The sequence below is a fragment of the Streptococcus sp. 2579 genome, assembly GCF_013277195.1.
Classification (GTDB): domain Bacteria; phylum Bacillota; class Bacilli; order Lactobacillales; family Streptococcaceae; genus Streptococcus.
Genome location: NZ_VMMM01000011.1, coordinates 37630 through 49255, shown reverse-complemented (window position 1 = coordinate 49255; position 11626 = coordinate 37630). Strand labels below are relative to the sequence as shown.

General features: G+C 41.6%; 10 protein-coding genes, 11 tRNA genes and 1 rRNA gene. 21 read left to right on the top strand and 1 reads right to left on the bottom strand.

The window, feature by feature from the left end; translation table 11 throughout:
- Window positions 1–73: 73 nt before the first annotated feature.
- The 20 genes from rrf to pcp all read left to right on the top strand — a co-directional run bounded on the left by rrf (window position 74) and on the right by pcp (window position 9432).
- Window positions 74–189: ribosomal RNA gene (gene rrf / locus HT725_RS06640) — 5S ribosomal RNA — on the top strand.
- A gap of 4 nt (window positions 190–193) precedes the next feature.
- Window positions 194–266 (top strand) — tRNA-Val (locus HT725_RS06635).
- Window positions 267–271: 5 nt separating this feature from the next.
- Window positions 272–342 (top strand) — tRNA-Gly (locus HT725_RS06630).
- A gap of 34 nt (window positions 343–376) precedes the next feature.
- Window positions 377–450: transfer RNA gene (locus HT725_RS06625), tRNA-Ile, on the top strand.
- Between the two features lie 82 nt (window positions 451–532).
- A tRNA-Ser gene (locus HT725_RS06620) sits at window positions 533–622 on the top strand.
- Window positions 623–632: 10 nt separating this feature from the next.
- Window positions 633–706 (top strand) — tRNA-Met (locus tag HT725_RS06615).
- Window positions 707–709: 3 nt separating this feature from the next.
- A tRNA-Phe gene (locus HT725_RS06610) sits at window positions 710–782 on the top strand.
- 12 nt (window positions 783–794) lie between these two features.
- A tRNA-Tyr gene (locus HT725_RS06605) sits at window positions 795–875 on the top strand.
- Between the two features lie 4 nt (window positions 876–879).
- A tRNA-Trp gene (locus tag HT725_RS06600) sits at window positions 880–950 on the top strand.
- Between the two features lie 14 nt (window positions 951–964).
- Window positions 965–1037: transfer RNA gene (locus tag HT725_RS06595), tRNA-His, on the top strand.
- 13 nt (window positions 1038–1050) lie between these two features.
- Window positions 1051–1122: transfer RNA gene (locus HT725_RS06590), tRNA-Gln, on the top strand.
- Between the two features lie 9 nt (window positions 1123–1131).
- Window positions 1132–1215 (top strand) — tRNA-Leu (locus tag HT725_RS06585).
- A gap of 106 nt (window positions 1216–1321) precedes the next feature.
- The gene (locus HT725_RS06580) at window positions 1322–2599 is read left to right on the top strand and encodes a glutamate-cysteine ligase family protein (RefSeq protein ID WP_173214441.1); all 1278 of its coding nucleotides are present in this window, start codon (window positions 1322–1324) and stop codon (window positions 2597–2599) included.
- Window positions 2600–2674: 75 nt separating this feature from the next.
- A complete protein-coding gene (gene thrC, locus HT725_RS06575) occupies window positions 2675–4159 on the top strand; it encodes a threonine synthase (RefSeq protein ID WP_173218878.1) in 1485 nt (494 codons plus the stop codon).
- A gap of 60 nt (window positions 4160–4219) precedes the next feature.
- Complete coding sequence (locus tag HT725_RS06570; protein WP_173253265.1) at window positions 4220–5500, top strand: MATE family efflux transporter; 1281 nt, start codon at window positions 4220–4222, stop codon at window positions 5498–5500.
- Window positions 5501–5503: 3 nt separating this feature from the next.
- Entirely contained in the window at window positions 5504–6127 is a 624-nt protein-coding gene (locus HT725_RS06565; RefSeq protein WP_173218876.1) for an HAD family hydrolase, read from the top strand.
- Window positions 6128–6289: 162 nt separating this feature from the next.
- Window positions 6290–7480, top strand: a complete 1191-nt coding sequence (locus HT725_RS06560) for a LysM domain-containing protein (RefSeq protein WP_173218875.1) — start codon at window positions 6290–6292, stop codon at window positions 7478–7480.
- A gap of 290 nt (window positions 7481–7770) precedes the next feature.
- Window positions 7771–8196, top strand: coding sequence for a MarR family winged helix-turn-helix transcriptional regulator (locus HT725_RS06555; RefSeq protein WP_173218873.1), 426 nt, complete (start codon window positions 7771–7773; stop codon window positions 8194–8196).
- 10 nt (window positions 8197–8206) lie between these two features.
- Window positions 8207–8569: a DUF1304 family protein gene (locus HT725_RS06550; protein ID WP_173218871.1), complete on the top strand. Its 363-nt coding sequence runs from the start codon at window positions 8207–8209 to the stop codon at window positions 8567–8569.
- A gap of 218 nt (window positions 8570–8787) precedes the next feature.
- Window positions 8788–9432 carry a pyroglutamyl-peptidase I gene (gene pcp, locus HT725_RS06545; RefSeq protein WP_173218170.1) on the top strand — a complete coding sequence of 215 codons (645 nt, stop codon included), beginning with the start codon at window positions 8788–8790 and terminating at the stop codon, window positions 9430–9432.
- A 25-nt stretch (window positions 9433–9457) separates the two neighbouring features.
- Here pcp and HT725_RS06540 read toward each other — a convergent pair whose 3' ends face one another.
- Complete coding sequence (locus HT725_RS06540; protein WP_173218172.1) at window positions 9458–10315, bottom strand: DUF975 family protein; 858 nt, start codon at window positions 10313–10315, stop codon at window positions 9458–9460.
- Between the two features lie 116 nt (window positions 10316–10431).
- On the opposite strand from HT725_RS06540, the gene tgt reads away from it, so the two are divergent.
- Window positions 10432–11574 carry a tRNA guanosine(34) transglycosylase Tgt gene (gene tgt, locus HT725_RS06535; RefSeq protein ID WP_001285237.1) on the top strand — a complete coding sequence of 381 codons (1143 nt, stop codon included), beginning with the start codon at window positions 10432–10434 and terminating at the stop codon, window positions 11572–11574.
- The last annotated feature ends 52 nt before the right edge of the window (window positions 11575–11626 follow it).

The following is an 11626-nucleotide window of genomic DNA, read 5'->3' as shown; positions in this document are numbered from 1 at the left end:
AACTGAGAATACGAAAGCGAATGGTTTTCTTGGTTTGAATAGATATTCAATTTTGAGTAGGTATTACTCAGAGTTAAGTGACGATAGCCTAGGAGATACACCTGTACCCATGCCGAACACAGAAGTTAAGCCCTAGAACGCCGGAAGTAGTTGGGGGTTGCCCCCTGTGAGATATGGAAGTCGCTTAGCTCTAGGGAGTTTAGCTCAGCTGGGAGAGCATCTGCCTTACAAGCAGAGGGTCAGCGGTTCGATCCCGTTAACTCCCATTTTAGCGGGTGTAGTTTAGTGGTAAAACTACAGCCTTCCAAGCTGTTGTCGCGAGTTCGATTCTCGTCACCCGCTTTGAACTTTGTTCTTTGTACCAAGTTTTTGACTTGGGCGCGTAGCTCAGGTGGTTAGAGCGCACGCCTGATAAGCGTGAGGTCGGTGGTTCGAGTCCACTCGTGCCCATAGTGTTTAGTCCATTACTAGAGAATTGTAATATTATCTGTTCGCTAAGAGGACACGGGTTTATTCCCGTATAAACTATTTTGGAGGATTACCCAAGTCCGGCTGAAGGGAACGGTCTTGAAAACCGTCAGGCGTGTAAAAGCGTGCGTGGGTTCGAATCCCACATCCTCCTTTTGTATTAGCGCGGGATGGAGCAGCTCGGTAGCTCGTCGGGCTCATAACCCGAAGGTCGTAGGTTCAAATCCTGCTCCCGCAATAAGGCTCGGTAGCTCAGTTGGTAGAGCAATGGATTGAAGCTCCATGTGTCGGCGGTTCGATTCCGTCTCGCGCCATTTATATATTTTGGAAGGGTAGCGAAGAGGCTAAACGCGGCGGACTGTAAATCCGCTCCTTCGGGTTCGGGGGTTCGAATCCCTCCCCTTCCATTTTACGGGCATAGTTTAAAGGTAGAACTAAGGTCTCCAAAACCTTCAGTGTGGGTTCAATTCCTACTGCCCGTGTTAATAGAATTATGGCGGGTGTGGTGAAGTGGTTAACACACCAGATTGTGGCTCTGGCATGCGTGGGTTCGATCCCCATCACTCGCCTATTTTATATTATTGGGGTATAGCCAAGCGGTAAGGCAAGGGACTTTGACTCCCTCATGCGTTGGTTCGAATCCAGCTACCCCAGTTACTATTTGCCGGCGTGGCGGAATTGGCAGACGCGCTGGACTCAAAATCCAGTGTCCGCAAGGACGTGCCGGTTCGACCCCGGCCGCCGGTATAGTATAGCATTAAGGAACGTTGTAAATCTTCGTTCCTTTTTATATTATTTTTGGTATAATAATAGTTATTCAAAATTTATTTAGATTATGAAAGTGTAGGGAAGTATGTCTCGTTCTATCGATTTATTAAAACATCGATATTTGAAAAATATTAAAGAAAATCCTGAATTGTTTGTCGGGATTGAGCTGGAATATCCTGTTGTAAACTTGGAAGGAGCTGCTACAGATGTTGAAGTTACCAAGCACTTATTCCGATATTTAGTTTCTTCTTTTGATTTTACTATCGAAAAGGTAGATGATTTTGGGAATCCTATCCAGTTAGTAGATCCAGTAAGTCAGGATGCTATTTTATTTGAAGTTTCCTATACTACGATTGAGTTTGCATTTGGCAAGGCTGAAACGATTCAAGAGATCGAAAATCGTTTCAACAATTATATGGATGTAATTCAGAAAAAGTTAGCTGAATCAAACCATGCTATTGTTGGCTGTGGTATTCATCCCAACTGGGATAAAAATGAGAATTGTCCAGTGGCTTCCCCACGTTATCAGATGTTGATGGACTATTTGAATTTGAGTAGAAATGTTACTAAATCAAACTTACATCATTTCCCTGAATATGGTTCTTTTATCTGTGGGAGTCAGGTTCAGCTGGATATTTCAAAGTCTAACTACTTACGAGTGATTAATGCTTTTACCCAAATTGAAGCAGTTAAGGCTTATTTATTTGCTAATTCTGAGTTTACAGGTGCGGATTGGGATACAAAAATCTCAAGAGATATTTTCTGGGAAGAATCGATGCATGGTATATATCCAGAGAATGTTGGTGTCAATGCTAGCCTCTTTAAAGATGAGGATGATTTTTTTGATTATCTAGATCATTCTGCAATTTTTACTGCGGAACGTGATGGACAAACCTATTATTTTTATCCGATTCAGGCTAGGGACTATTTAGCTACACCTGAAATCCAAGCATTTGATCTTAATGGGGAAGAGGTTCTTATTTACCCTCAAGAGAAAGACTTTGAAACTCATCGTAGTTACCAGTACCAAGACTTAACGACTCGAGGAACAGTTGAGTTTCGTAGTGTGTGTACTCAGCCTCTTGATAGAACTTTTGCTTCTGCAGCTTTTCACTTGGGATTATTAGTTAATTTAGAGAAACTTGAATCTTACTTAGAAACAGCACCTTTCTTTAAAGAATTTGGGCGAAATTATAAGTTTTTAAGACGACAATTTTCTAAGAAGAAGCTTACAGATCAGGAAGAGACTGCGATTATTGAAATTTCCAAAGACTTACTTCTGTTAGCTGAGGAAGGTCTGAAGATGAGAAATAAACAAGAAATGATTTATTTAGAGCCTTTGAAGAAAGAATTGGGACTATAATTTCTTTTATAAAGGGAGAATTTTCTGAAAAATCATGATATAATGGAAGAGACTATAGATAAAGGATAGAGAGTAATGACATTAGTTTATCAATCAACGCGTGATGCCAATAATACAGTAACTGCTAGCCAAGCAATTTTGCAAGGTTTGGCGACGGACGGTGGTTTGTTTACACCGCTTACTTATCCAAAGGTAGATTTGGACTTTGACAAATTGCAAGATGCTTCTTATCAGGAAGTTGCTAAGTTAGTTTTGTCAGCATTTTTAGATGACTTTACAGCTGAGGAGTTGAACTACTGTATCAACAATGCCTACGATAGCAAATTTGATACTCCAGCTATCGCGCCATTAGTGAAATTAGACGGCCAATATAACTTAGAACTTTTCCATGGTTCAACGATTGCCTTTAAGGATATGGCCTTGTCTATCTTGCCATACTTTATGACGACTGCTGCTAAGAAACATGGTTTGGAAAATAAGATTGTTATCTTGACAGCGACATCTGGTGACACGGGGAAAGCTGCTATGGCAGGGTTTGCGGATGTGCCTGGAACTGAGATTATCGTCTTTTATCCAAAGGATGGTGTCAGCAAGGTACAAGAGTTGCAAATGACCACTCAAACTGGCGACAATACTCATGTTATTGCTATTGATGGTAACTTTGACGATGCGCAAACTAACGTCAAACATATGTTTAACGATGTAGCACTTCGTGAAAAATTGGCTGCAAACAAGTTGCAATTTTCATCTGCAAACTCGATGAACATTGGTCGTCTGGTGCCACAGATTGTCTACTATGTGTATGCTTACGCTCAGTTGGTCAAGACTGCTGAGATCGTGGCTGGTGATAAGGTCAATTTCACCGTACCAACAGGAAACTTTGGAAATATCTTGGCTGCCTTTTATGCTAAGCAAATTGGTCTACCAGTTGGTAAATTGATCTGTGCTTCAAATGACAACAATGTTTTGACAGACTTTTTCAAGACACGTGTTTACGATAAGAAACGTGAGTTTAAAGTAACAACTAGTCCATCTATGGATATTTTGGTATCTTCAAACTTGGAGCGCTTGATTTTCCATCTTTTGGGAAATGATTCTGAAAAGACAGCTGAACTTATGAATGCCTTGAACACGCAAGGACAATATGAGTTGACAGACTTTGATGCAGAGATTCTTGAACTATTTGCAGCTGAATATGCGACTGAGGAAGAAACAGCGGCAGAAATCAAGCGAGTTTATGAGTCAGATTCTTATATCGAGGATCCACATACGGCGGTTGCCTCTGCAGTTTATAAGAAATACCAAACGGCTACTGGCGATGCGACTAAGACAGTGATTGCATCAACAGCTAGTCCATACAAGTTCCCAGTAGTTGCAGTAGAAGCTGTAACAGGAAAAGCAGGCTTAACTGACTTTGAAGCCTTGGTTCAATTACATGAAATCTCAGGAGTTGCAGTGCCACCAGCAGTTGATGGCCTTGAAACAGCTCCAGTTCGTCATAAGACAACTGTGGCGGCTGCTGACATGCAAGCAGCGGTTGAGGCTTATCTAGGACTTTAAGACAGAGGGAGTAAACTCGGTTGGGAAACCAACTGAGTTTCTTTTCATCAGGAGGAAGGATTGTTTAAGAAAAATAAAGACATTCTTAATATTGCCTTGCCAGCTATGGGCGAAAACTTTTTGCAGATGCTCATGGGGATGGTGGATAGTTACTTGGTAGCCCACTTGGGCTTGATAGCTATTTCGGGTGTATCAGTAGCTGGCAATATTATCACCATTTACCAGGCGATTTTCATCGCTCTGGGAGCTGCTATTTCCAGTGTTATTTCAAAAAGTTTGGGGCAGAAGGATCAGTCTAAGCTAGTCTATCATGTGACTGAGGCCTTGAAGATTACCTTACTATTAAGTTTTCTTTTGGGAGCTTTGTCCATCTTCGCTGGGAAAGAGATGATAGGACTTTTGGGGACGGAGAGAGATGTAGCTGAGAGTGGTGGACTCTACCTATCCTTGGTAGGCGGATCGATTGTTCTTTTGGGCTTGATGACCAGTATGGGTTCCTTGATTCGTGCAACGCATAATCCACGTTTGCCCCTCTATGTTAGTTTTTTATCCAATGCCTTGAATATTCTCTTTTCCAGTCTAGCTATTTTTGTTCTTGATATGGGAATAGCTGGTGTTGCTTGGGGAACTATTCTGTCTCGTTTGGTAGGTCTTGTGATTTTGTGGTCACAATTAAAACTGCCTTATGCGAAGCCAACTTTTGGTTTAGATAAGGAATTGTTGATCTTGGCTTTACCAGCAGCTGGAGAACGTCTTATGATGCGGGCTGGAGATGTCGTGATCATTGCCTTGGTCGTTTCTTTTGGAACGGAGGCAGTGGCTGGGAATGCAGTCGGAGAAGTCTTGACCCAGTTTAACTATATGCCTGCCTTTGGTGTGGCTACAGCAACAGTCATGCTGGTAGCTCGAGCGGTTGGAGAAGATGATTGGGAAAGAGTCGCTAGTTTGAGCAAGCAAACCTTTTGGCTCTCTCTGGTTCTCATGTTACCCTTGACCTTCAGTATCTATGCTTTGGGTATACCACTAACTCATCTCTATACGACTGATCCTCTAGCGGTGGAGGCCAGTGTTCTAGTAACACTTTTTTCACTACTTGGAACCCCTATGACGACAGGAACAGTCATCTATACGGCAGTCTGGCAGGGTTTGGGCAATGCTCGGCTTCCCTTTTATGCGACAAGTATAGGAATGTGGTGTATCCGCATTGGAACAGGATATCTGATGGGAATTGTGCTTGGTTGGGGCTTGCCCGGTATTTGGGCCGGAACTCTTTTGGATAATGGTTTTCGTTGGTTATTTCTACGTTACCGTTACCAGCGTTATATGAGCTTGAAAGGATAGGAAATGCAAAAAACAGCTTTTATTTGGGATTTAGACGGGACTTTATTGGACTCTTACGAAGCGATTTTGTCAGGGATTGAGGAGACTTTTGCTCAGTTTGCTATTCCTTATGATAAGGAGAAGGTGAGAGAGTTTATCCTCAAGTATTCGGTGCAAGATTTGCTTGTGCGGGTGGCAGAAGAGAGAAAGTTGTATGTGGAAGTGCTAAATCAGGTGCGTGCCCAGAGTTTGGCTGAGAAGAATGCTCAGGTAGTTTTGATGCCAGGTGCGCGTGATGTGCTAGCTTGGGCAGACGAATCAGGAATTCAGCAGTTTGTTTACACTCATAAGAGAGACAATGCTTTTACTATTCTAAGAGATCTGGGGCTGGAATCCTATTTTACAGAGATTCTAACCAGTCAGAATGGCTTTGCGCGCAAGCCAAGTCCAGAAGCAGCTACCTATCTGATAGACAAGTATCAGTTGAATCTTGATAATACTTATTATATAGGAGATCGAACTTTGGATGTGGAATTTGCCCAGAATAGTAGGATTCAAAGTATCAATTTTTTAGAGTCGACTTATGAAGGCAATCACAGGATTCAAGCCTTAGCAGATATTTCCCGTATTTTTGAGGCTGAGCGATAAAAAGATTGTGTCAGTTTTGTGACAGAGACCTAACAAACTATTTCAAGTAATCGAGTTTATTACAAGGAATAGACAGTTCTGTTAAATAGGCCCGAGAGGGCTTTTTTTCTGCATTTTTTGTGTTATCATAGTCAGGTACTCATTTGAAAGGAATTTGAAAGAATGAAGAAAAGAATATTATTAGCCTCAACAGTAGCCTTGTCATTTGCCCCAGTATTGGTAACTCAAGCAGAAGAACTTTTTTGGACTGCACGTAGTGTTGAGCAAATCCAAAATGATTTGACTAAAACGGATAACAAAACAAGTTATACAGTACAGTATGGTGATACCTTGAGCACAATTGCAGAAGCCTTGGGTGTAGATGTCACAGTTCTTGCGAATTTGAATAAAATCACTAATATGGACCTGATTTTCCCAGAAACTGTTTTGACAACGACTGTTAATGAAGCTGAAGAAGTAACAGAAGTTGAAATCCAAACTCCTCAAGCAGACTCTAGTGAAGAAGTGAGAACTGCGACAGCAGATTTGACAACCAATCAAGTGACGGTTGATAATCAAACTGTTCAGGTTGCAGACCTTTCTCAACCGATTGCAGAAGCGCCAAAAGAAGTAGCATCAAGCTCAGAAGTTACAAAGACAGTGACTGCTACAGAAGAAGTGACACCATCTACAGGTACTTCTGTCCCAGAGGAGCAAACATCCGAAACAAGTAGTGCAGTTGAAGAAGCAGCTCCTCAGGCAACGATTCCAACTGAGAAGCAGGAAACACAAGCAAGGACTCAAGCTGAATCAGCAGTAGAAGCAACTACAACGCCAGCAGAAGAAACAGCAAGCGAAACAACTGTAACAAGTGCAGAAGAAGTAAAAGAAGTAAAAGAAGTAGCATCATCAAGTGAAGCTGCACCAACAGTTTCTACTTATCAACCAGAAGAGACGAAAATAATTTCAACAACTTACACAGCTCCAGCTGCGCCCGATTATGCTGGACTTGCAGTAGCGAAATCTGAAAATGCAGGCCTTCAACCACAAACGGCTGCCTTTAAAGAAGAAATTGCTAACTTGTTTGGCATCACATCCTTTAGTGGTTACCGTCCAGGAGACAGTGGAGATCACGGAAAAGGTTTGGCTATCGACTTCATGGTACCAGAAAGCTCAGAACTAGGGGATAAGATTGCGGAATACGCTATTCAAAACATGGCTAGCCGCGGCATTAGTTATATCATCTGGAAACAACGTTTCTATGCTCCATTCGATAGCAAATATGGACCAGCTAACACTTGGAACCCGATGCCAGACCGTGGTAGCGTGACAGAAAATCACTATGACCACGTTCACGTTTCAATGAATGGATAAATCAGACTTGGTAATATCATTTTGACGAATGAGATCTAGCTTTCGTGACAGAGAACCACTATGATCACGTTCACGTTTCAATGAATGGATAAACCAGACTTGGTAATATCATTTTGACGAATGAGATCTAGCTTTCGTGATAGGAAGCGAGTCTCGTTCGTTTTTTGTTTATCAATTTGAATGGGAAGTTACCATCTTGTAATGATTCAAGCATAATCCTTGAAATTTTTTTTACTTTGCATCATAATTGATTAGTCAACTATTGATAAATCAATAAAAGAGAAGAAGAAATGTTAGAGATTCAAGATTTACTGTATCAACTCCGCTTGTCTGAGCAAGCGAGTACGCAATTGTTTGAAAAAAGGCTTGGGATTAGTTTGACACGGTATCAGATTTTATTATTTTTACTGAAGCATTCCCCTTGTAATCAAATAGCGGTTCAGGAGCGTTTGAAGATTGATCAAGCTGCCTTGACACGACATTTCAAGATTTTGGAAAAGGAAGGTCTGGTGGAGCGTCATCGCAATCCTGAAAATCAACGAGAAGTGTTGGTAGAGACTACGAAGTATGCCAAGGAGCAGTTAGTTGTGAATCCGCCTCTGCAGCATATCAAGGTTAAAGAAGCGATGGAAAGTATCTTAACAGAGTCTGAAAGAACAGAACTCAGCCGTTTAGTAAATAAATTGGTTTTGGGTATTGAAAATATAGAAATTTAAGGAGAAATAGGTGTCAATTATGACAATCATTTTAGCAACGATTGTTGCTTTGGAGCATTTTTACATTTTTTATTTGGAAAGTATTGCAACGCAATCAGATGCGACTAGTCGTGTCTTTAACATGGACAAGGAAGAACTGGCTCGTCCGTCAGTAAGTTCATTGTTTAAAAATCAAGGGATTTATAATGCTCTGCTAGGAGTCTTTCTCTTGTATGGGATTTATTTCTCACAGAATTTAGAAATTGTGACTATTTTTGTTTTATTTGTGATTGGTGCTGCGGCTTATGGCTCTCTCACAGCAGATAAGAAAATTATTTTGAAGCAAGGAGGACCAGCTATTTTGACCTTGATGAGTATTTTACTCTTTAAATAAACTCATACTCTTCGAAAATCAAATTCAAACCATGTCAGCGTCGCCTTGCCGTACTCAAGTACAGCCTGCGGCTAGCTTCCTAGTTTGCTCTTTGATTTTCATTGAGTATCAAAGAGCAATCCTAGCCTCGCTAGTCCTTTTCACTCCAGAATAAGGGAAATATGTTATACTTGTCTTTAAGAAAATAGTTTCATTAAATTGGTTTTGAGGAGTTAGAAATGAAAGTATTAGTGACAGGCTTTGAGCCCTTTGGAGGTGAAAAGGTTAATCCAGCTTTGGAGGCCATTAAAGGTTTACCAGCTGAAATCCATGGTGCTGAGGTCCGTTGGTTAGAAGTGCCAACAGTCTTTCACAAATCGGCCCAAGTATTGGAAGAAGAACTGATTCGTTATCAACCTGACTTTGTCCTTTGTATCGGCCAAGCTGGTGGAAGAACTAGCTTGACACCCGAGCGAGTGGCCATTAATCAAGACGATGCACGCATACCGGATAACGAAGGTAATCAACCGATTGACCTTCCTATTCGTCCAGATGGTGCTCCTGCCTATTTTAGTAGTCTGCCGATTAAAGCGATGGTCCAAGCTATAAAAAAAGAGGGCTTGCCGGCCTCTGTTTCCAATACGGCAGGGACTTTTGTCTGCAATCATTTGATGTATCAGGTCCTCTATTTGGTAGAAAAGAAATTTCCACATATTAAGGCAGGTTTTATGCATATTCCTTATATGATGGAACAGGTGGTGAATCGACCGACTACTCCAGCTATGAGTTTAGTGGATATTAGGCGAGGGATAGAAGCGGCAATCGGCGCCATTATCGAACATGGAGATCAGGACCTCAAGTTGGTAGGCGGAGAAACTCATTGATAGAAAAAAGCTTGAGGGAAAACCTTCAAGCTTTTGGACGTTTTTGAGCCAGTATAGATCGGTAGAAAATTATTTTATTGATTTGAATGTAGGGTAGGAGTGAGAAACTAGCAATCCCAAAGGTAATCCAATTGAGGAAGTACCAAGGAAGGAGTTGTAGGTCTAGAATAAAGCGTTGAAATTTGTAGCCTTTCATCAGGAAACGGCTGGTTTTTAGGATTTGTCCTGGTTTGGCTTGTCCTAAGTCTAGAGTGTCACAGAGGAGAAATTCTACCTGTGAATAGGCATAGTATTGTGGAATATAGAGACTATTTCCGACAATCATCAAGAGGACACTTGCTAGAAAGTAGAGACCAAAGGTCATGAGGAAGCGTTCGGTTTCAATTGACGTGAGATCCAGATTGGGAAACTCAGGATGAAGGACAATGAATTTCTTTGCTAGAAAGCTACTGTAAAAAAGAAAGTAAATTCCAAGCAAGCTAGGAATGCTCCATAAAAAGAGAGAGAAACGTTTGAGAAGGAGGGTCAAAAAGGTTTGTGAAAAGTGCTCTTCGTCAAATAGAGCCAGACTATTTTTGACGGATAGTTCTGTATCTGGATTCTTGATGAGTTTCAGAGTTGTATAAACTGAACTGGTTAGAAGTATTGTTCCGATAAAGGAGACTAATAGTGGAAAAAGGTAGGCTTGGAATACATGACCAAGCACGCTTAAAAAGGATTGCTCTAAAATAGACTCGTTGATACGCTCTAAGGGATTAAGAAAACCAGATAAGATGACCAGCATACTGGGAAGGATATAGAGGAGAAAGAGACGGGGGGTGTCAGCCTGAAAATGTTTTGACTCCTGACGAATTGTTTTTAAATCAATTTTTGGATAGTTCATTCTCTTATTATACCATAGTTCGTGACAGTTCCGGCTTTTTTTGATAAAATCATACAGTATGCCCTTGGGCACAAAGTATGAACTGGGACTGTCTTTCCCAGCTTCGGAGGTAAAAAATGTCAGATTCACCAATCAAATACCGTTTGATTAAGAAAGAAAAACACACAGGAGCTCGTCTGGGAGAAATCATCACTCCTCACGGCACCTTCCCGACACCTATGTTTATGCCAGTTGGAACACAAGCCACTGTCAAAACTCAGTCACCTGAAGAATTGAAGGAGATGGGTTCGGGAATTATCCTGTCAAACACTTATCATCTCTGGCTTCGCCCTGGAGATGAACTCATTGCACGCGCTGGTGGTCTCCACAAGTTCATGAATTGGGACCAGCCTATTTTGACAGATAGTGGTGGTTTTCAGGTTTATTCCTTAGCAGATAGCCGTAATATCACAGAAGAAGGAGTAACCTTTAAAAACCATCTCAATGGTTCCAAGATGTTCCTATCGCCAGAAAAAGCTATCTCTATTCAGAATAATCTGGGCTCAGACATCATGATGTCCTTTGACGAATGTCCTCAGTTTTATCAACCTTACGATTACGTTAAGAAATCAATCGAGCGTACCAGTCGTTGGGCTGAGCGTGGTTTGAAGGCTCACCGTCGTCCGCATGACCAAGGGTTATTTGGGATTGTGCAGGGGGCAGGATTTGAAGACCTGCGTCGCCAATCGGCTCATGACCTTGTCAGCATGGACTTCCCAGGTTACTCTATTGGTGGTTTGGCAGTGGGAGAAACCCACGAAGAGATGAATGCTGTCTTGGACTTCACAACCCAACTGCTACCTGAAAACAAACCTCGCTATTTGATGGGTGTGGGAGCGCCAGATAGCTTGATTGATGGGGTGATTCGTGGGGTGGATATGTTTGACTGTGTCTTGCCGACTCGAATCGCTCGTAACGGGACTTGTATGACCAGTCAAGGACGTTTGGTTGTCAAAAATGCCCAGTTTGCTGAGGACTTTACACCACTGGATCCTGAATGTGATTGCTACACATGTAAGAACTATACACGCGCTTATCTTCGTCACCTGCTCAAGGCTGATGAAACCTTTGGTATCCGCTTGACTAGCTACCACAATCTTTACTTCTTGCTTAACCTGATGAAGCAAGTACGCCAAGCCATCATGGATGACAATCTCTTGGAATTCCGTGAGTATTTTGTTGAAAAATATGGCTATAATAAATCAGGCCGTAATTTCTAAAACGGAATAGATATAAGCTAAAAATCCTAAGTTTTCTCTTAGGATTTTTCTT